16 protein-coding genes and 1 tRNA gene are annotated in these 20,970 nt (G+C 60.3%); 7 read left to right on the top strand and 10 right to left on the bottom strand.

Annotation, left to right across the window (positions count from 1 at the left end; translation table 11 throughout):
• The first annotated feature begins 102 nt into the window (after positions 1-102).
• Positions 103-828, top strand: a complete 726-nt coding sequence (locus tag AAAV21_RS06380) for a hypothetical protein (protein ID WP_349108225.1) — start codon at positions 103-105, stop codon at positions 826-828.
• A gap of 74 nt (positions 829-902) precedes the next feature.
• Here the strand turns inward: AAAV21_RS06380 and AAAV21_RS06375 are convergent, their stop codons facing one another.
• The 5 genes from AAAV21_RS06375 to AAAV21_RS06355 form a co-directional block, all read right to left on the bottom strand.
• The gene (locus tag AAAV21_RS06375; protein ID WP_349108223.1) at positions 903-1,562 is read right to left on the bottom strand and encodes a DUF5028 domain-containing protein; all 660 of its coding nucleotides are present in this window, start codon (positions 1,560-1,562) and stop codon (positions 903-905) included.
• A gap of 5 nt (positions 1,563-1,567) precedes the next feature.
• On the bottom strand, positions 1,568-2,212 hold the full coding sequence (locus AAAV21_RS06370) for an ATP-binding cassette domain-containing protein (protein ID WP_349108220.1): 645 nt from the start codon (positions 2,210-2,212) through the stop codon (positions 1,568-1,570).
• The gene (locus tag AAAV21_RS06365; RefSeq protein ID WP_349108218.1) at positions 2,209-3,006 is read right to left on the bottom strand and encodes a hypothetical protein; all 798 of its coding nucleotides are present in this window, start codon (positions 3,004-3,006) and stop codon (positions 2,209-2,211) included. The genes AAAV21_RS06370 and AAAV21_RS06365 overlap by 4 nt, the downstream gene beginning before the upstream one ends.
• A gap of 38 nt (positions 3,007-3,044) precedes the next feature.
• On the bottom strand, positions 3,045-3,836 hold the full coding sequence (locus AAAV21_RS06360; protein ID WP_349108217.1) for a hypothetical protein: 792 nt from the start codon (positions 3,834-3,836) through the stop codon (positions 3,045-3,047).
• A 242-nt stretch (positions 3,837-4,078) separates the two neighbouring features.
• Positions 4,079-6,214, bottom strand: a complete 2,136-nt coding sequence (locus AAAV21_RS06355) for a helix-turn-helix transcriptional regulator (RefSeq protein WP_349108215.1) — start codon at positions 6,212-6,214, stop codon at positions 4,079-4,081.
• A gap of 438 nt (positions 6,215-6,652) precedes the next feature.
• On the opposite strand from AAAV21_RS06355, the gene AAAV21_RS06350 reads away from it, so the two are divergent.
• From AAAV21_RS06350 to pknB, 6 genes are all read left to right on the top strand, one after another.
• The gene (locus AAAV21_RS06350; protein WP_349108213.1) at positions 6,653-8,506 is read left to right on the top strand and encodes a serine/threonine-protein kinase; all 1,854 of its coding nucleotides are present in this window, start codon (positions 6,653-6,655) and stop codon (positions 8,504-8,506) included.
• Positions 8,503-9,513, top strand: coding sequence for an FhaA domain-containing protein (locus AAAV21_RS06345; protein WP_349108211.1), 1,011 nt, complete (start codon positions 8,503-8,505; stop codon positions 9,511-9,513). The genes AAAV21_RS06350 and AAAV21_RS06345 overlap by 4 nt, the downstream gene beginning before the upstream one ends.
• Positions 9,514-9,519: 6 nt before the next feature.
• Positions 9,520-9,936 carry an FHA domain-containing protein gene (locus AAAV21_RS06340; RefSeq protein WP_006235180.1) on the top strand — a complete coding sequence of 139 codons (417 nt, stop codon included), beginning with the start codon at positions 9,520-9,522 and terminating at the stop codon, positions 9,934-9,936.
• A complete protein-coding gene (locus AAAV21_RS06335) occupies positions 9,933-11,867 on the top strand; it encodes a Stp1/IreP family PP2C-type Ser/Thr phosphatase (RefSeq protein ID WP_349108209.1) in 1,935 nt (644 codons plus the stop codon). The genes AAAV21_RS06340 and AAAV21_RS06335 overlap by 4 nt, the downstream gene beginning before the upstream one ends.
• Before the next feature lie 16 nt (positions 11,868-11,883).
• A complete protein-coding gene (locus tag AAAV21_RS06330; protein ID WP_349108206.1) occupies positions 11,884-14,754 on the top strand; it encodes an FtsW/RodA/SpoVE family cell cycle protein in 2,871 nt (956 codons plus the stop codon).
• A gap of 132 nt (positions 14,755-14,886) precedes the next feature.
• Entirely contained in the window at positions 14,887-16,848 is a 1,962-nt protein-coding gene (gene pknB, locus AAAV21_RS06325) for a Stk1 family PASTA domain-containing Ser/Thr kinase (RefSeq protein ID WP_349108204.1), read from the top strand.
• Between the two features lie 280 nt (positions 16,849-17,128).
• Here pknB and AAAV21_RS06320 read toward each other — a convergent pair.
• The 5 genes from AAAV21_RS06320 to AAAV21_RS06300 form a co-directional block, all read right to left on the bottom strand.
• Positions 17,129-17,204: transfer RNA gene (locus AAAV21_RS06320), tRNA-Arg, on the bottom strand.
• A gap of 112 nt (positions 17,205-17,316) precedes the next feature.
• On the bottom strand, positions 17,317-17,715 hold the full coding sequence (locus AAAV21_RS06315; protein WP_349108201.1) for a DUF956 family protein: 399 nt from the start codon (positions 17,713-17,715) through the stop codon (positions 17,317-17,319).
• 120 nt (positions 17,716-17,835) lie between these two features.
• Positions 17,836-18,756 carry a PTS system mannose/fructose/sorbose family transporter subunit IID gene (locus tag AAAV21_RS06310; RefSeq protein ID WP_349108199.1) on the bottom strand — a complete coding sequence of 307 codons (921 nt, stop codon included), beginning with the start codon at positions 18,754-18,756 and terminating at the stop codon, positions 17,836-17,838.
• A gap of 16 nt (positions 18,757-18,772) precedes the next feature.
• A complete protein-coding gene (locus AAAV21_RS06305; RefSeq protein WP_022094171.1) occupies positions 18,773-19,591 on the bottom strand; it encodes a PTS mannose/fructose/sorbose transporter subunit IIC in 819 nt (272 codons plus the stop codon).
• A gap of 18 nt (positions 19,592-19,609) precedes the next feature.
• Positions 19,610-20,599: a PTS sugar transporter subunit IIB gene (locus AAAV21_RS06300; protein WP_349108196.1), complete on the bottom strand. Its 990-nt coding sequence runs from the start codon at positions 20,597-20,599 to the stop codon at positions 19,610-19,612.
• Positions 20,600-20,970: the final 371 nt, after the last annotated feature.

The following is a 20,970-nucleotide window of genomic DNA, read 5'->3' as shown; positions in this document are numbered from 1 at the left end:
GGTATACTGAGTCTTGTTGCCGCGGCGGCCATGCGGTCGCACGGCATACTGCATTCATAATAACCCGTACGGCGAGCCCGCCGCGATAGGAGTCTAAAGAGCATGGCAGACGCAGAGAGCAACCTCGTTCCCTCCGAAGCAGCCGACCAGGTCGAGGTCGCGCACGAGAAGCAAGCCGCGGCCGATGACGGCATCCTGTACCTCAACGAGTACCAGTACGAAAACGACCTGGTCACCGACTTCGCCCGCCTGGTCGCCTCGCCCAGGCGCCGCGGCTCCCTGTACGCCGCCGCCGCGATTGCCGTGCTCATCGGCATCGGCATGCTGGTGGCCGGCGGCAGCTGGATCAAGTTCGGCGTCGTCCTGATCGTGTTCGGCGCCTTTTTGGCCTGGTGGAGCAAAAACCTGCACCATACGCTCGCGCGCGACTTTATCGACGCCGTCGAGGCCGACGAGTCCATGGGCGGCCGCTACCGCCGCGTCGCCGCCAACGAGGACGGCCTGATGGTCTGGGGCAGGAGCGGCAAGTCGCAGTTCTTCCCGTTTGAAAAACTCGACCACGTACTCGACGGCGAGCGCATCTTTGTGGCCATGTTCGCCGACCAGGGCGTGACGATTCCCAAGGACACCTTTGTGCGTGGTGATGCCGAGCAGTTTGGCTCCTTCCTCAAGGCGCGCATCAACAAAAAACTCCGCATCGAGACCAAACGCAAGAAGATGAAGGCCAAGAAGGCCGCTGCCAAGGCCAAGCAGGGCGACAAGGGCGACAAAGCCCAAGACAACAAGGGCAAGCAGCGTAGGCAGAAGAAGAACAAGAAGAAGCGCTAAGACCGAGCGCCACTGCGAAGGGAATCTCATCCCGCTTCAGCGTAGGATGAGGCTCCCCCAACAGGACCTTCGAGTTACTTCACTTCAAACCTTAAGAGCCTTCTCTCTGGCAGATCGGTCATCTTCATCGTATAAGTCCCAGGAAAAGCCTTCTCAAAACGGACGGTCTCGTAACCTTCGAAATAGTCGTTGGTGTTTTGCATCATGAATGGGACGAGCAACTCGTTCTCCGCCCCAACCTGTACAGCAAACGCAGCAGAACCGCCCAGAGCCGGCATCGCCTGCGTTATCAGATCGGTATTGACCACAAAGTCATAGTTTGGCGCAGACTCCGGCACCAAATGCCAAACATACGTTTTGATTCCGCCTTCGACATTGTCCTTATTCCTGACACGCATCTTTACGGCGATAACACACGTGATGTCGGCGTCCTTCAATTTCGTTTTCGTATCCACGATGCCATATTTTGAATAATCATCATGCGCACGCTTGAGATACTCGCGCGGCGTGAGCAGCTCCGCCCCGTCTATGCAAAACGAATACCCGTCAGTCGCCACATCCTTCGACCCCAGAAACGCCCCATCCATCGAGAGCCATTCGCCCTCCGCATAGTATTTCTCAGGAATGACCGTCCGGTTCCCGTTAACGACGCTCGCCCTCATGCCCGCAAGGCCAGTGGCAGCACAGCCGAAAAGAGCAAGCACCGACCTTCTTGTCCACAGGGTCTTCTTCATCGCGCTCACGACCTTTCCCGAACTTTCACAACGGCACCGTCGCGCATGCAGTAAACCCGATCGGCCAGCTCCTCGAGCACCTCTCCGTCATGGCTGGACAGAATAACCTCGCGACCCGTTGATGCCGCCATCGCCACAACGCGCTTGAGCATTTCCACGCCCGCCTCGTCGAGGGCATTTGTTGGCTCATCGAGAACAAGTAGCTTCGGCTTTTCCATAATTGCCGCAGCTATCCCCAGACGTTGCTTCATCCCAAGCGAGTATGCTCGGAACTTCTTTTTTTCGTCTGCATCGAGCCCCACGAGCCGCAGGGCAGAGTGAATGTCCTCGGGGGTGGCAACGCCCTTGATCTGAGCGATGAGCTCCAAATTATCGTAGCCAGACAGATATCCCAAAAAGGAAGGTGCCTCGATCAACATCCCCAGACTCGGCGGGAAAGAGATGTCCGCCCCAAGCCTTTGGCCATCGATAGAGATTTCGCCTTCGGTAGGCTTGATCAATCCGCAGACCGCTCGCATGAGCATGGTCTTGCCCGAACCGTTTATCCCCTGAAGCCCAACCACGGTCCCAGGGTCAACCTCGATGGACACGTTGCGCAGGACAACGTTTTTGCCCATGCGCTTCGATACGTCCCTAACGATCACGCTCATATCTTGTCCCCCTTTTCTATAAGGTCGGCCCTTCGAAACCACACTCCGCCCAGCGATAGGCATAACGACATAATCACAATTGAAAACAAGCCACTCGAGCCAGCCGCGATTCCCTCTTTGACAATTCCGCCCCAGCGCAACAGCATCAAGGCGTTACCCAATAGCGCCCAATGTCGTGCATATGCCGAGCAGATCAGGTAGCTCATTAAAACCACAAACGAGACTGACGGCCCAAGCACAAACCCAACCGCTGCCTGCGCAAACGCAAGCGCCTCGAAAGCAAGAAAGAGTCCTACGAAAAACGGCAGCGCATCTGCCTCGGCAGCTTTGAGAAACCACGGCGCCAAATTAGCTAGCTGAAGCGACTCACCATGAATGATCGCGCTGAACGAGGAGCTCACCACCAAGCTCCAAATCACAACAGAGCAAACCACCACGAGCAGTGAAAATGCCGTTACTGCCGCCACTAAGATAAAACGCGAGACCCACCAAAGGGTTCTTGCCCGGCATCGAACAAGCGCTTGTAAACCAAGCCCGTGCAACGATTCGGTCGGATAATCGAGTGTTGTATAGAGAATAAGCAGAATGAGGAATAGCCACCCTAACGGAGGCACAAACATGACCCCGGGCCGAGGCTCAAACGGAGCAGATCCGGCAAACACGAGCGCGAGATTATCCGCAAACCCCAGGGTATCCGTCCTGACCCCATACACAGAAGACAGTCCGTAGGCGTACACCAAGTTTGCAACGGTCACTGCCGCAACCGCAATAAAAGCGATGATGTTCTTCTTCAAAACGGTCCTCAGGTCCGCGGCGACCAGCCTAAACAGCATCAGACCACCTCGCGTCTTTTTAAGAATCTCGCGGAAACCAAAGAAAAGACGAACAGCAAGATGATTTCAGCAAACCCCGCTCGAATGTCTGGCCAGTTATTTAGTGATTCCGACCTGATGCTGTTAAGAATGTTGCAGTTAAAGCCGACGCATGAAAGGACGCTAAAAATCCAGTCGTTAACAAAATGCCATGCAACCATAATCAGATATGGAACGACCATCGCCTTGATTCTGCTGCGAAACACAACCGACAGACCGGTCACGGCCATGGATAGAACCCCCAGCGCCACCGCATCGAACAGCGTATAAACCAGCACGTATAACAGAGGCCGGGAATAAAACAGACCAGAAAAATAGCTATGCAGATAGAGTCCGACGTAAGTCGATTCGTCGACTCGGGGGAGATACGCGGGAAACAGCATGGAGACAATCAGAAAGTTCACGAGTAGCGGAATAGCCGTGACCGCAAACGCAGAGAGGAAAGCAGACAGCATCTTCACGTTCACGTATGCATTTCTAGAAACACGCGTGCAGATTTGTGCCTCGTAACCGCTCAAACGCTCGGATAAGCACGACCACGACCCAGCCAGCATAGCAAGCAGCGGCAGTGCATAGAAAAACACCGACGCTAGCAACGGCGCGTTCGCGCTCACAACAATCCAGTTACCAAAGCTACTTTCACGCGTTTGGCCGAGGTATGTCTGAGACTGCAGACCAATGCCGTAGCCAAAAGATAACAGCTGCTTGCGCTCAATCTCGAGCGTCCACCACGCCTCGATGGCAGCTGCCATCGAAATTACAGTCGCCAAAATAAGGGCCAACGCAAATATTGGGTTTCCAGATATCTTGGACAACTCGTGCCGTATTAGATTTCTATTCAAGCAACATCACCCTCCCATTTGCCGGGCCGAGCAGTAACGCTCGGCCCGGCCCTAATCACAAGCGGTTAATAATGCGTCGACACACGGCAACCTTTGCATGAATAGAGAATGATGTCTGTAAACACTCGCTATTGAGTTGATCGCTCAGGCGTTTACACGTTATCTACCTGCGATAACAATGAAATAAGCTCCGCTTTATTCTTGATCTTCAACTGGCGGTAAGAAGCAGACCGCAGTGCTTGCACCGTAGATGCAGCGTAACCGACATCCTCCGCAATAGCCTTTGTCGTTGCGCCCTCCGCCGTCATCAGCAAAATTTGCGACTGAACATCAGAAAGGGAGCGAGACGTAAGCAGAGCCAGCTGACGCACGCGAGCCGTTTCGGTGGACCCGTTCGCGCGGTACTCCGAGACGGCCTTCTCGTCCTCAACCGAGCGGGCGAGCGCGATGTGCGTGACGAATATGGGCACAGACCAGCAGACGATCACCGTTGCCACGACGACATTGACAGCCGAACTATGCCCCAACAACGACGCGAGGAACAACGGCTCGAAAACTGTCAGATCCTGCACCATGTTGAGCAAGACAACCCAAACGGGAGCCATCGCCCCAAAGCAGAGCATCCATACCCCAAGCATTTTGCGCTGCGGACAGCTTCGCAGCACTATATACGTGAGCAGCATCCCCGTCAGTACCGCAAGTCCATGGATTCGCCCCCTAGCGACTGCATAGATTAAGGCAACCATGCCCATTGACACCAACGACGCGATAGCCCGGGCACGAGCACGCACCTTAAACGGACGCAGCTCAACGGCGAGCGAAGCCATAGACGCTATGCCGCAAAACAGGACCGGCGCAGCCATCAACGGATCACGTATGCACCTCCATGCCGCGATATAGACAAAAGACCATTCCACAGCAGACAGTATCGCCCACACACACGGGCTTCCGAGCCCGATCGCCCCATCCGCTCTATCCAGGTCGTCCCCACGATTCGCTTTTCCACCCGAGCAACGCAGTGACAGAAGCAGCCCGAGACCCAATGCATAGCTTGCAAGGGAAAAGGCGACAGCCCGCGAAACACCGGACCCCCAATCGCTATCCGCCATTACCAAGGGCCCCGCCGCAAGGAGGATAAAAAATAATGTGAGCAGGTATCGAAACAGCCGGCGCGTTCGAGCTGATGCCAACATATCGTCAGCATGCCGCTTCGGCAGCTCATGCCCTACAGCATCACCTTCACCCGCAAACAACGTCACGAGCTCGCGTGAACCCGCAACCGATGCCTTCCCGTATGCTCGGTGAAGCGTTGTTCGCACCGTCGATGGCTTCGTATCCGTCTCCCTGGCAATTTCCGCCGGCGTTTTTCCTTTGAGCAGCAGTCGAACAAACTGCTCTTCTCGAGGCGACAGAGAGGGAGAAAACGCCCCCGCATCGAATGGGTCGGACGTGCGGGGGATATCCGAATCGTTGTTCCGCTTCTTCCTGAGCAACGTGCATACGAAGGCAGCAATAGCGGACCCCATCGTCAGCGACGCAATGATCGCGGCATCGTTTGCGAAGTATGCCACCTCAACAGCGGGAACAAGGCCAATGGGAACTGCCACGAGCACAGAACAGGCAAACACGTCGCGCCGTTCATGGCCAAAGGCACGAGGGCGGCAAAACAGCGGGGCCACAGCCAATGCGAGATAGACCAACGGAATTAAAAGCGCAAGGCCAATTGACGCGGCCGAAACAGAGGGCATCCCCCATGGCTCGGGAACGGTTCTCCATGAAACTCGACAGCAAAACAGCAGGCAAGACAGGACGGCTATTGTTTCTGTAAAAATCGCGTTCTGCGGGCGACGAGGCTCTCTTTCGTCAGCCCACGTCGCCTCCCGCGTCAAAGGAGAGCCCGCCGTGTCCCAAATAACATATGAGAGGAGCAAGGACCCAGCAAAGCACGAGGCACACGAGACGCCATGTAACAACCAGATCGGCGCAAACACGAATGGAATAGAATCGCCGCGAGCATAGAAAACCAGGTCGGCCCATTCGGGAACCGTTGCAATAACACCAAGGAAAACACCGATAGCGCCGAGATGCCTCGGCCGTCTCATTTCTCCCCCCTTGCATAGCGCAGCACCATGAACAAACGCCGCGAGGCTTGCGCCCAGGATAATGAGCCAGGTCATTGCACCTGATGCCAGGCCGATTGAAGATGAAAACCGGTGATAAGGGGTGACCGCCATTACGACAAGCGCAATGGCGCAGGCAGATGTAACAGAACGGCGGGAAAAGAGCATATGGCCTCCATAGCGTGACATTATATCGCTCGAGCCGCTCGTTTATCTCTGCTCCCACACCAGCCGGCATCAACGATTCAGGCGAACTCCAATCCCATGCCAGATCACGGTCCAGCTTTTGTCCGCAGCCCCTTCCCCAAAGCGGGATGCGGTTTCCTTTTGGGCGCCGGTTCGGAAAGCGTATCCCGTTCCAGGGCAATATTCTGGGATGCAGTTTCCGCAGCCCACCCCATTTGGAAAGCGCATCCCATTATTTGGCTGAAAACTGGGATACGCTTTCCGGACGAATCGAAACGGGCCGAATCAATCGGGCCACCTCGCCCCGTTAACCTCGTCATCTGCTCGAGCGTGCTACACTAGCAGCATCTATGCCACCGCGAACGGCTCGGCTCCGCGCCCGCCACTCGCAAACGAACTTTAAACGCACGAGGGTTGGCCATGCCGCTTTTCTCGCAACATACCGCCCGGTTCTCGCCGGACGTTCCTTTGGAGGGCACCAGCTCTCGCGAGCTGCTCAAGCGGTACCAGCCGCTCGAGACACTTGCGACCGGCGGTTTTGGCTCCATCGAGATCTGCCGCGACACGCACCTGCGCCGCCGCGTCGCCATTAAGCGCATCCCCCTTATCAACGGCGCCGGCATGCCCGCCAGCGACATCATGGATGTTCTGCGCGAGGCGCACACCGCCGCCATGCTTCAACATCCCAATATCGTGCAGGTCATCGACTTTACGCACGACACCGCCTATGCCTACTTGGTCATGGAGTATGTCGACGGTATGTCGTTGGCCGAGTTTTTGCATCGCGTGGACGGCCACTCGCTCACCTTTGACGAGGCCGCGGCCATTGCCGATGCCCTGGGTCAGGCGCTCACCTTCGCCCACAGCAATGGCGTACTCCACCTGGACATTAAGCCCGCCAACGTGCTCATCGACCACTCGGGCAATGTAAAGCTCACCGACTTTGGCATGGCGCGACTGTCGTCCGCCGGTGGCTTTGGCGGCTCGCGCGGCGGCACCATCGGCTACATGCCGCCCGAGCAGCTCGATATCGAGACCGGCACGGTCGACGAGCGCGCCGATGTCTTTGCCCTCGCCTGTGTGATCTACGAGGGCCTGTGCGGCAGCGCTCCCTTTATGGCGGCCACGCCCGCCGACTCGCTCGACCGCATCATCGGCGGTGCCACCTATCCCAGCGAGCTGATACCACACTTTCCCCCGGGAGCCGAGGCCGCGCTCATGAGCGCGCTCTCCCCCATGCCGCAGGACCGCCCCAACAGCATCGAGGCATTTTGCGACCAACTCCTTGCCGGTCTGGGCAGCGTGCGCGAGGGCCGTCGCAGCCTGGAGCAAATGGTTGGCGAGCTTTCGGATGACGAGCAAGAGCTCGACGATATCGAGCCGTCGTACTACGAGGACGAAGCCATCGAGGTCGACCCCGCACTCGGCTGGGCGGGCACGCGCTGGAGCCATGCGCGCGACTACGCCATGCGCGCTATCTCGGCGCTAACGTGCGGCACCTTTAGCTTTTTGCTGATGCAGGCGGCCGGGGTCGCGGCGCTTCCCGGCCTGGTCATTGCGGCTATCGCGATCGGAGCGGCGGCCGGCCTGGCCCCCCAGATTGGCTCGGCCATCTCGGCTGTGGGCTTTTTGGTGCTCATGGCCAACGCCACCATGCAGGCGCAGGGCATCCTGTCGATGTTGCCCGTCGCGGTGATCTTTGCCGCCGCCATGTCCGGTTGGTGGATCGCCTGGGGTCGCACCGAGGCTGCCGCGAGCGCCGCGCTCACCTGTGCACTCGCGCTTGGCTGTCTGACCGGCAATACCTTCCTGGCAGCTGGGGTCACCGCCGGCGTCGCGTCATTTTGGCTCGGCCCGGCAAGCGCCGCCGCGGCAACGGGCATGGGCGCACTTTTTGCCCGTCTGGCCACGGTCGCGCTTTCAGCCGGAGGCGTGCTGGGACTCAGTAACGTTGCCGCAGCGCTGGGAGACCCGCTCCTTTGGGCTGCCTTTGCGCTGGTCGCGACAACTGCCGCGGCGTCATCTGCGCTGCTCAATGCCCATGCCAAGCGTGCCGATCAGGGCTCAAACCTTGCCGCCATCGCCGCCATCGCTGTCACCGGCATCGGCTGCGCAGCGGCATCCTGTCTTGCACACCATATGGAAATTGCCAGCCTTGCAGCCGCGGTCGCCGCCAAGGCGGCAGTTGCGGGAACCCTATCCTCTATAATCGTTGGGATATGCCTATATTTGCTCGGATACCAAAGAACCTATACGGAGAGTGATCTTTCGTGAACTTCCTGAACATCTTCGAGGACCACGTGGCCGGCATCTTCGGTGCCACCCGTGCCCCGTTCTCCTTTAAGAAGCTTGCCAAGCAGGCCGCTCGCGACATGGAGGATCAGACTCTGGTGATCAACGGCGTCAACACGGCGCCGGCACTCTATACCATCCTGATCGCCGCCGACGACGATCCCATGCTCGCCCCGTTCTACCCCGAGCTTTCGCGCGAGGTCCGCGAGTTTGTGAAGGCGCAGGCCGAAAAGCGGCGCTATGTCTTTGTCGGCGAGCCCCTCGTGCGCTTTATGATCGATCCGCAGCTGCGCGCCGGCAAGTTCTCGGTCTTTGCCGAGAACGTCGATGCCCCCACGCTCGGCCGCCTGTACGAAGAAGAGCGCGCCTATCAAAACGGCCTGGGCCAGAACAACTCCGCGGCAAGCCGTGCCGCCAGCGCCCCGCGCGCCGGCCAGCAGCAGTTTGCTGCCCCGCAGCAGCACCCCGCCGCCATGCCCCAGCAGCAGCCGACGCCTCGCGCCGCCGCTCCCGACCCGCTTGCCGTAGCAGACCCCTTCGCGCCTAGTGTCCCCGACCCCGCCGCCGCACCCATCCCGGTGCCGCAGACCGTCTCGCGCGACGCGCTTGCCGGCATGGGCGGAGCCGCCGCGACCGGTGCCGCCGTGGGCCTAGGCGCCGCAGCCGGCATCGCCTCCAACATGGCGAGCACTCGCGCCCCGCAGCGCCCGCTCGCCCAGCTCGTCGACGTCGTGAGCGGCGAGAGCCATAGCATCACCTCCGCACAGGTGACCATCGGTCGCGAGCGCTCAGTTTCCGACATTGCCCTGCGCGACCCCAACGTGTCGCGCCGCCACGCCCAGCTCACCTTTACGGGCTCGGATTGGTCGATCGAGGATCTCAATTCCACCAACGGCACGCTCGTCAACAACCGCCGCATTACGCGCTGCCCGCTGCGCAACGGCGATCTGCTGACGTTTGGCCTGAGCACCTTTGAATTTAGGGGATAGTCTCTTATGAACATCGATATCGTCCTTTTTGCAGGCCGCATCGTCCTGGTCGCCCTGCTCTATATCTTCCTGTTCGCCGTCATGAAGACCGGCGTGGGACTTGTGCGCGGGCAGCGTCGCGACTCGGCTATCTGGACGATCGATGTGGACAAGGGTCCGCGCGGTATCCGCGGCATCCACGTAGACATGCTCGGCCCCGTCATCGTCGGTCGCTCGCCATCTTCGGACATCTGCATCAACGAACCGTTCGTCTCGGCCTCGCATGCGCGCTTTTCGCTGCAGGGCCCGGCGCTCATCATCGAGGACCTCAACTCGCTTAACGGCACGCTCGTCAACGGCCGCCAGCTTGTGGAGCCCGCAACGCTGCGCGAGGGCGACGAAGTCCAGATTGGCGACGTGGTCATGAAGGTGAACCGTCGATGATCGACGAGGAGAACAAGTCCGCAACCATGACCGAGGCACCGGCTGCCGCCGTAGCTGCACCGGCCCACGCCGCTCCGGCGGACTCCACACCCGTGGAGCCCGAGGACACCGTGTTCTCCCTGCCTCTTTCGCATGTAACGCATGATATTTCGGATCTCGCCGATAACGAGGGCGAAGAGGATGCCGTAGCGGCGCCCATCGGCGCACATGCTGCGGAACAGCCCACAGCGCCCGAAGCAACCCCGGCGCCGGCTCACTTTGCAGAGCCCGTCGCCGCGGCAATCAACGAGAGCGCTGCGGTGTTTGCGGCACCCGAACCCGCCGCGCCGGCGTTTCCCATAGCCCCGACATCCGAGGTTGCGCCCGCGTCTACGCCGGCGCCCGAGGCGGGGCCATCCCCCGAGGACGGCCCTGCACCCAAGGCCCCGCAGCCTGCGCCCGCAAGCGAGTCCGATGCCGTGGCCGAGCCCGCCGCCCAGTCGCAAAGCACACCCGCGCCGTCGCACTTTGCGACGCCCGAGCCTATAGACGCCAGCCCGCAAGACGACGAGTCGACCGCCTGCGCGTCCGAAGAGCCCGGCTCCCCGGACACCGGCGATTCCGAATCAAACGCCGAGACCGACACCGTCTCTCCCGGTGACACAGCCGAGATCGACGTTGCCGCCGTTGAGGCCAAGCTCAAAGACCCCGGCTCGACCATGAGCTTTGAGCCCCTGACCGAGGAGCGCATCGAGACCGACTCGACCTATGATGCCGGCACCACCACGCAACTCATGTGGGGCGCCCGCTCTGACGTTGGCTGCGTACGCCCGCACAATGAGGATTCCTACCTGGTGCAGTCGCCGCTCTTTTGCGTATGCGACGGCATGGGCGGTCACGCCGCCGGCGAGGTAGCCTCTTCCATCGCCGTCGAGACTATTGCCAAGACGGCCCCGCAGTCCGCCGACGCAGCACGCCTGGCCGCAGCCGTCGAGGCAGCCAACGCCGCCGTAATCGAGGCCGCCTTGAATGGCCTGGGCAAGCCCGGCATGGGCTGCACAGCCACTTGCGCCTATATCGAAAACGACACGCTCGCCATCGCCCACGTGGGTGACTCTCGCGCCTACCTGCTCCACGAGGGCACGCTCATCCGCGTGACCCGCGACCACTCCTACGTGGAGGAGCTCGTGGACGCCGGCGAGATTACGGCAGACGAGGCTCGCGTCCACCCCAACCGCTCGGTCATCACCCGTGCGCTGGGCTCGGACCCCGCCATGTATGCCGACCACTTCACCCTGCATATCGAGGAAGGCGACCGCCTGATCCTGTGCTCCGACGGCCTTTCGAGCATGATTCCCGATAGCGATATCGAGAACATCGCCACGCAGTCCTCAACCGCGCAAATCTGCGTCGACAACCTAGTGGACGCGGCGCTTGCCGCCGGCGGCCACGACAACGTGACCGTAGTAGTCGTTGACCTGGTTGACGATGGCGTTATGCGCGAGGCGCAACGCGTGCGTCGCCGCAACATTACTATCGCCGCCATCCTGGCCCTCGTCTTTGTGCTGGCAGCTGGCATCTGGGCCTACACGGGTGTCACCGGCTCGTACTACCTGGGTACCTACCAGGGCAATGTCGCCGTCTGGCGCGGCCTGCCCGGCAAGCCGCTCGGACTCAAGCTCCACTGGCTCGAGAGCGAAACCAGCATTAAGCTGTCCGACCTGCCCGAAGACACGCAAAACCGCCTCAAGGCGGGCATTCCGCAAACAAGTGTCGACGATGCGCAGGACACGATATCCAAGTACCGCCACCAGATCGACGAGGAGCAGACCCGCCAGGTGATCGACGCGCAAACGATTCGCGACAACACCGATCAGGGATCGACCTCCGAATCAGATTCCGAGAAAACCGCCGAACAGTCCGCCGAGGCCGAAGCCTCCGAAAAGAACTAGAAAGGGAGTGCCGCTTATGAGTCGCCGCAACACCGAGCTGCTCTTGCTCATCGCCTCGGCGTTCCCCGTCATCCTGCTGTATGCGATGTACGTCCTCACCGCGGGCGCTGCCATCTCCTTTGAGACGCTCGCCGTACCGATCGGCCTCTTTGCCGCCTTTGCCGCGGCCCACATTGCCGTGCGCATCTTGGCGCCCGGTGCCGACCCCGCTATCCTGCCCATTGTCTTTGTGCTTTCGGGCATCGGCATCACGTTCGTGACGCGTCTCGCCCCCGCTCTCGCCATCTCACAGCTCATCATCCTGTTTGTCTCGGTGGCGCTGATGGTGGGAACGCTCGCGTTGGTTAAGAACCTCGACGTAGTCATGCGCTACAAGTACACCTTTGGCATTATCGGCATCATTCTGCTGATGCTGCCTATCTTTATCGGCACCACGATCTCGGGCTCCAAGCTGTGGATTCGCATCGCGGGCTTTACCATCCAGCCCGGCGAGTTCGCCAAGGTCTTTATCGTGCTGTTCCTGGCCGGGTACCTGGCCGAGAACCGCGAGTTGCTCTCCATCTCCAACCGCAAGATCCTGGGCTTTAAGATCCCTCGCCTGCGACTGCTGCTGCCGCTGTTTGCCGTGTGGGGTGTGTGCCTGCTCGTCGTCGTCTTCGAACGCGACCTGGGTTCGGCCGTGCTGTTCTACACCATCTTCTTGCTGATGCTCTACGTTGCCACAGGACGATTCTCGTATGTCGTTATCGGCCTTGCGCTCTTGGCCGTTGGAGCCGTGGGCGCCTACAAGTTCCTGTCTCACGTTCAGGTGCGTTTCCAGGTTTGGGTCGATCCGTTTAAGGACGCCCAGGGCCAGGGCTACCAGATCGTCCAGTCGCTCTTCTCGCTTGCCGATGGCGGTCTGGTCGGTGTTGGTATCGGCAACGGCATGGCCAACAACATCCCTGTCGTCGAGTCCGACTTTATCTTCTCGGCCATCGGCGAGGAAATGGGCCTTTTGGGCGGCGGCGCCGTGCTCATCCTGTTTATGCTCTTTGCCGTGCGTGGCCTCACCACGGCTGCCCGCGCTAAATCCGATCTCGCCGCCTTTAGTGCCACGGGCCTTACGGCCGCCATCAGCTTCCAGGCCTTTTTGATCGTGGGCGGCGTTACCCGCCTGATCCCGCTGACCGGCGTCACCATGCCCTTTATGAGCCAGGGCGGCTCCTCGCTGCTGGCGAGCTTTATCATCGTCGCGCTCCTGCTGCGCGCCGGTGACGAAGCGACCGGACACGAGGCCGAGCTTACCGGCACCGGCACCATGGCCGCCATCACCGATGATCAGGTCGCATCTGCCGCCGCCCCGACGGGCACGCGCTTTGCTACCTCGTCTTCCTACGGTAGCGGCAGTCATTCCGTCGGCTCGCGCATGCGCCGTCGACTGCTCGACACGCCTGAATCCGGCGTGCTCGGCCGCGTGGCGCTCGCCAACCGTCTAACCCGTGCGGTGCTCGCCTTTACGGCGCTGTTCGCCATCCTTATCGGCAACCTCACCTATGTCCAGGTCATTAAGGCCAAGGACTATCAGGACATGCCGACCAACAACCACACCATCGCCCGCTCCAAGTACATCCAGCGCGGTTCCATCATCACGTCCGACGGCGTGACGCTGGCCGAGTCGCTGCAGCAAGAGGACGGCACCTACGTACGCTCCTACCCCAACGGCAACCTGGCAGCGCACGTGGTTGGCTACGTGAGCCAGCAGTATGGCACCACCGCCATCGAGAGCGTCATGAACGACACGCTCACCGGCTCCAAGGATTACTCCAGCTGGAACAACGCCATCGCGTCGCTCGCGGGCCAGACCCAGCCGGGCAACACCGCCAAGCTCACCATTGACTCGCGTATCCAGACGGCGGCCGAGCAGGCGCTCAAGGGCTTTAAGGGCGCTGTAGTGGTCATCGACCCGCGTACCGGCGCGGTGCTCGCATGTGCCAGCTCGCCCACCTACGACAACACCAACATCGACGCCCTGCTGCAGGCGGGCGGCGGCGAGGACGGCTCTATGTACAATCGCGCCATGGACGCGCTGTACACGCCGGGCTCCACGTTTAAGGTCGTTACGCTTTCCGCGGCACTCGAGACCGGCACCGCCAGCCTTACCAGCACCTACCAGGCGCCCGGCTCCATGGACATCGGCAACGCGCCGGTCACCAACTATGCCAACGAGAGCTACGGCACCATCAGCCTGCAGCAGGCCTTTGCCGTGTCTTCCAACGTCGTCTTTGGCCAGGTGGCAAACGAAGTTGGCGCAAACACGCTCGTGCAGTTTGCCAACGCCTTTGGCTACGGCCAAAAGCTAGGCCAGGACCTGACCTCCGCGGCCTCCATCATGGCCGACCCGTCGCTCATGACCGAGTGGGAGACCGCCTGGGCCGGCGCCGGCCAGCCTGTCGGCATGGACCACACGCCCGGGCCGCAGACCACCGTCATGCAAAACGCCGTGATTGCCGCCGCCATCGCTAACAGTGGCGTGGTCATGGACCCGTACTTTGTAGCCCAGGTACTCGCCCCGGACGGAACTGTGGTCAAGACCACGCAGTCCCGCTCGCTGGGTCAGGCCGTCAGCTCCGCCACGGCCGACCAGGTCAAGCAGGCCATGCTCGCCGTCGTCCAGTCCGGTACCGGCACCGATGCCCAGGTCCCCGGCGTCAAGGTCGCCGGCAAGACCGGCTCGGCCGAGACCGGCGGCACCAACGTCAACTCGATGTTCGTTGGCTTTGCGCCTTACGATTCACCCACGGTCGCCATCTCGGTGGCCTTGGAGGATTACGACAAGCATGACGTCAAGGCCGCCAAGATCGCCGGTATCGTCCTGACCGCGGCGCTTGCCGCACAGGGAGCGTGATGCCCATGATCGAATCGGACACCCGAGGCGCGCCGCGGCCGAAGAGCTAGCGGCAACGCGCCACACGGCCCCAGCGGCCACATCGTAGGTACTACACACATCGTTGAGCGAATAGTTATGTTAGGAGCAGGAATGGAACAGAGGGTCCTCGGGGGAAGATACCTCCTCAAGGATAAGGTGGGGACAGGCGGCATGGCGACCGTCTTCCGTGCGCAGGACCAGGTCCTCGACCGCACGGTAGCCGTCAAGATCATGCTGCCGCAGTATGCTGGCGACGCAACCTTCGCCGCACGCTTTAAGCAGGAGGCCCAGGCAGCAGCCGGTCTCTCCTCCCCCTATATCGTGGGCGTCTACGATTGGGGCAAGGACGGCGACACCTATTACATCGTCATGGAGTACCTGCGCGGCACCGACCTTAAGAGCGGCATCAAGAGCCACGGTGCCCTCGACCCCAAGAAGGTCGCCCAGATCGGCTCGCAGATCAGCTCCGCGCTTTCGGTCGCCCACAAGCACGAGATCATCCACCGCGACATCAAGCCGCAGAACATCATGGTGCTGCCCGACGGCAACATCAAGGTGATGGACTTTGGCATCGCGCGCGCCAAGAACAGCCACCTCACGCAAGACAACAACGTGCTGGGAACCGCCCACTACGTCAGCCCCGAGCAGACCCGTGGTCAGGACCTCGGCCCCACCTCGGATATCTACTCGCTGGGCGTCGTGATGTACGAGTGCGCCACCGGCCGCGTTCCCTTTGACGGTGACGACGCTATCTCGGTCGCACTCAAGCAGGTCAACGAGCTGCCTATTCCGCCGAGCCAGATCAACTCCGGTGTCGACGCCGACCTTGAGCGCATCATCCTCAAGTGCATGGAGAAGGATCCGGCAAACCGCTTCCAGACCGCCGACGAGCTGCGTCAGGTGCTCAACAGCTACCTATCGGGCCGTGCCGTCAACATCTCGGAGCCCACGCGCATCATCGGTGCCCCCGGTGAGCTGGGCGCCACCAAGACCCGTGAGCTTTCCGATCAGACGCGCGCCATGGTACGTCCCGTCTCGGGCGTGAGCGGCCAGAATACCGCCCGTAGCTCGGTTTCGGGCTCCACCGGCTCCTACGAGGTCGAAAAGCCCAAATCCAACAAGAACAAGATCATCGCCGCCGTGGTGGCAGCCGTTGCCGTCATCGGTATCGTGGTGGCCTTTGCCACAGGACTCTTTGGCGGCGAGCAGGTCACCGTGCCCGATGTGCTGGGCAAGGACCAGCAGACTGCCGTCGAGCAGATCAAGGAAGCCGGCCTCGAGGTCGGCACCATCGACCAAAGCTACAACGACGATGTCGACGAGGGCAAGGTCGCCGAGCAGACGCCCAACGGCAACACCAAGAAGGCCAAGGGCACCAAGGTGAACCTGGTAATCTCCAAGGGCCCCAAGCCCTCCGAGAAGGTCGAGGTTCCCCAGCTGCTCGGCCTGACCAAAGACCAGGCAGAAGCCGCGCTGGCAAGCGTTGGCCTGAAGGGCAACGCCTCCGAGGAGGCCAACGAGGCCGATGAGGGCCAGGTCTTTGAGCAGGGCACCGAAGCCGGTAAGGAAGTCGAGAAGGGCACGACCATCTCGTACAAGGTCTCGAGCGGCCCGGATACCACGTCCGTCCCCGACCTGACCGACATGACCGAGGCTCAGGCACGCAACGCCCTCGACATGGCCGGTTTTGGCGTCGATGTGAGCTACCAGGAGAACGACTCCGTCACCGAGGGCACCGTCATTAGCTGGAACCCCAGTGGCAAGCAGAAGCCCGGCGCCACGATCACCGTCGTCATTGCCAAGAAGTCCGGCAAGGCCAGCGTTCCGGGCAACCTGTACGGCAAGAGCATCTCTGCCGCCGTCACCGCGCTCAACAACGCCGGCTTCTACAACATCGCGTTCTGCGATCAGAACGGCAACCCCGTGAGTGGCAACGAAAACGCCACCGTTACGGGCGTCTCCCCCACCGGCAAGCAGTCCACCGACAGCACGATTACGCTGACGGTCGCACTTTCTGGCTCGGGCTCGGGTTCGGGCTCGGGCACGGGCGACGATTCCGGTACGGCCAACTAGTCGCCACCCCACCGCTCATTACGGCTCTCGCCGCAAATATATTCGCTCACAAGCGCCCGCTTGCTCCCCCGGCAAGCGAGCGCTTCGTTTTTGACATGGCATGAACCGGAAGAGCCCGGCACCGTGGCGGTGTACCGGGCTCGATCAATCTATGGTGTCCCCGGGCGGATTCGAAAATTCCCCCCGCGAGGAAATTGGTGACGCGGGTGTCGACGGTTCGAATCCTGCGCTTAGACCAGAAGAGCCCGGCACCATAGCGGTACCGGGCTCGATATTCCTCTGGTGCCCCCGGGCGGATTCGAACCGTCGACACCCGCTTTAGGAGAGCGGTGCTCTATCCCCTGAGCTACGGAGGCATGTTGTACTAGTGTAGCAGATTTGCGTCACTACCATGCAGCGCATCATTGGTCATTGGGGACGTTATTTAATGACTAGTCGTTTAAGAACGTCCCCAATGACTATGTGGGGCTAGTTGCCTTTGTGGAAGAGGTTTTTGATAACGGAGGGGATGCTCTTGGCGCCCTTGGCCGTCACATCGATAAAGTCGGGCGAACGCACGAGCTTATCCTCGTCAACGTACTTACGGACCGCGCGAAGCGTCTCTTTATCGTCGCGCGTCGAAAACGTAAAGTGACCGTTATTCTTGGTGAAGATGGCAAAACGCGTAATCTTCTTGGTGCCGCGCAAAACCTCGGCGGCAATATAGTCGACCTCGTCCCACGGGATTTGAATAAAATCCTCGGGATTGCGCTCGTTATAGTACTCGAACGCCTTATTGCCCACCATAACGTTGCCGTGGCTGGTAAGCCCCATCAGGCAGGTTGCCGGCGTTGCCAGATCGACCGTGCTGTTCTGAGATTGCGCCATGCGCGCCTCGCCCTCCAAATAAAACAATCGGACCGCATCCAGTGTACCCACCGGGTGCGGTCCGTATCAATCGCTCAAAAGCCCTTGCCTAGCAATTCTCGGTCTTAAGCCGAAACGTGCTTACATGAAGCCGCAGACGCGACCGATGATGCCGACGGCGAAGAGGGCCAGGATGATGACGATCGGGCTGACCTTCTTCTTGAGGAGCTTGCAGACCAGTAGGGTCAGGCACACGGCGGCAAGGCCGGGGATGAGCTGATCGAGGTTGGCCTGAAGCGTGGTGACCTTGACCTGATCAAGGGCAGTACCGCCGATGGAGTTATACATCGTCAGTGCTTCCTTGACACCCTCAGCACCGGAGGGCAGGTTAGCCCAGTCGATAAAGGCGCCAGCAGACTGCGTGACCTTGGAGACGACCGGGGTGAAGGAGATGGACACCCAGCGCTCGACCAGGGCGCCGATGATGAACATACCCAGGATGGAAGCACCCTCGGTGACCTTGCCCATCAGACCGCCGGAGAGGTCCTTGGCGATGGAGGAGCCGACCTTGTAGCCAAACTCCTGCGTGTACCACAGGAAAGCGTAACGAATGATGTTCCACGCGAAGAAGAACAGCAGCGGACCGGCGATGCTGCCGGACAGGGCCAGGGAAGCACCCAGAGCGCCCAAGATCGGGCGAAGGGTGAACCAGAAGGCGGGGTCGCCGACGCCGGCGAGCGGGCCCATCATACCGACCTTGACGCCCTGGATGGCGACGTCGTCGATCGGAGCACCGTTGGCGCGCTCCTCCTCGAGAGCGAGGGTAACGCCAATGACGGGGGCGGAAACATAGGGGTGGGTGTTATAGAACTCCAGGTGACGCTTGAGAGCGGCAATCTGGTCATCCTTGCTGGTGTAGAGCTTCTTGATCGCAGGGATCATTGCGAAGCACCAGCCGCCGTTCTGCATACGCTCGTAGTTCCACGAGCCCTGAAGGAACTGATGACGGAAGCAAACCTTCTTACGGTCAGCCTTGGTGAGCTGAATCTTGTTCTCTGCCATATGTATCACTCCCCTCCTACTCGTAATCGTTCAGAATGTCGCCGAGCGGGTCACCGGAGCCACCGCCCATGCCGCCACCCTGCTTGGCCAGATCCTTAAGGCCAAGGTAGATGAGGGCAAGGGAGATGCCGATGAGGCCAAGGGCGATCAGCGTGAGCTGAGGGATGGCAGCAAGGACAAAGCCGAGGATGAAGAACGGCCAGGTCTCCTTGGTGGCCATCATGTTGATGACCATGGCGTAACCGACGGAAGCGACCATGCCGCCGCCGACAGCCATGCCGCCGGACAGCCAGTCGGGCATAGCGTTAAGCGCGTTGGTAACAGCCTCGGCCGGGATGATGCACAGAAGTACTGCCGGGATGGCGATACGAAGGCCCTGCATGAGGATAGCAGCGTACTGCCAGCGCTCGATGCCGGCGAAGTCGCCCTTCTCGGCGCAACCGTCCATAGCGTGAGCGATAGCGGTAGCCAGGGTACGGCAGATCATGGTCAGGAACAGGCCAGCGACCGACAGCGGGACGGCGACGGCGATAGCGGCGGTAACGGCCTTGGCCGAATCGGTGGCGCCGCCGTTGAGGGCGAGCACCATGATGATCGAAGAAGCGACCGAGGCCAGAGCGGCGTCAGGCGCGACGGCGGCGCCGACGTTAGCCCAGCCAAGGGCCATCATCTGGAGCGAACCGCCCAGGAGGATGCCCTCCTGAAGGTGACCGGTTACGAGACCGATAAGCGTGCATGCCACGAGCGGCTGATGGAACTGGAACTCATCCAGAATGCCTTCCATACCGGCAAGCAACGCGACAATCGCAACAAGCAGAATAGTGATTGCAGACATGTATCGGACCCTCCTTTACTATGCTTGAGCGGCCAGTTCGGCCTTAGCTTTCTTCAACATGGCGTCGAGATCCTCGGAGGAATCCGAAGGAACCTTGCGGACCTCGAACTTGACGCCCTTGGCCTTGAGAGCCTCGAGGGTCTTGACGTCGTCATCGCCCATGGCGACGGCGTTGGTGACAACGACCTTGCCCTTGGAGTGGGCCATGGAACCGATGTTGGCTTCCTTGATGTCGACGCCGGCCTCGATGGCCCTGAGCAGATCCTGCGGGTTCTCGAAGAGCAGCATGGCCTTGGTGTCACCAAAGCGCGTGTCCTTGACGACCTCGGCCATCTTCTTGATGGGCACGACGTTGGCATGAACTCCCGGAGGGGCTGCCTGCTCGATCATGGTCTTGCGGAGCTCGTCGTGAGCAACGCCGTCGGAAACCACGATGATGCGGTTGGGGTTGATCTGCTTGGTCCACGTGGTGGCCACCTGACCATGAAGCAGACGGGTGTCGATACGGACGTGGGCGATCTTGATGTGCCCGTCGCCGATGACCGTTCCCGGAGGGATGGCGCCTGCAGGAGCAGCGGCGGCCGCAGCCGGCTTCTTCTCCTCGGGCTCCAGAGACTCGGGCTTGACACGCACGCCAGCCTTAGCCTCAGTCACGAGATGTTTTGCGATCGCATGTGCAGTGTTCTTTGCGTCAAAGCGCTGCGAATATGCCTCGATGAGCATAGGCAGGTTGACACCGGTGACGATAGCCCAGGAATCGTGGCCCTCGATGAGCCCGCTGATCTGGTTGAACGGCGTGCCGCCCCACAGATCAACGAGGAAGAGCACCTGCTCCTGGTCCTCGAAGGAAGCGATTGCTTCCTCGACCTTGGCACGGAAGTCGTCGGGGCCCATGCTCGGCTCGAGCGAGACCACGGCAACAGACGGCTGATCGCCAAAGACCATCGAGCCCGTCTGCTTGATTCCAGCCGCCAAGTCACCATGGCTAGCAAGAACAATACTTACCATCACATAACCTCCTTTTTGTCTACGTATTTCCTACACGACAATAAAGGAGTATACCTGTTCGCCTTGTGGATTTATAGCTAAATTCGCAAACGGTTGCATTATTTGTTTAAACGTCTAAGTTTGTTACAAATTGATTACGTTGCTGATTTACAGCTCATTGCCTACTAAAACGTGATTTCCCAATTAATTTCACAGATATATACAGACACTCTGTTCATTAACGCCGCTTTTAGGTTAATCCCAATGCGCCTGCGTGCCGCTATTTTGTTTAAACAGACATAACTTGACTAATTGTATGACTTATGCTCTAGCGCAAGTAGTCGTTGGGGACGTTCTTAAACGACTAGTCAAACAAGAACGTCCCCAACGAC

The organism is Collinsella sp. CLA-AA-H302 (assembly GCF_040093305.1).
Classification (GTDB): Bacteria; Actinomycetota; Coriobacteriia; order Coriobacteriales; family Coriobacteriaceae; genus Collinsella.
Note: the sequence above shows the minus strand (reverse complement) of the source record. Positions and strands in the feature narration are given on the sequence as shown.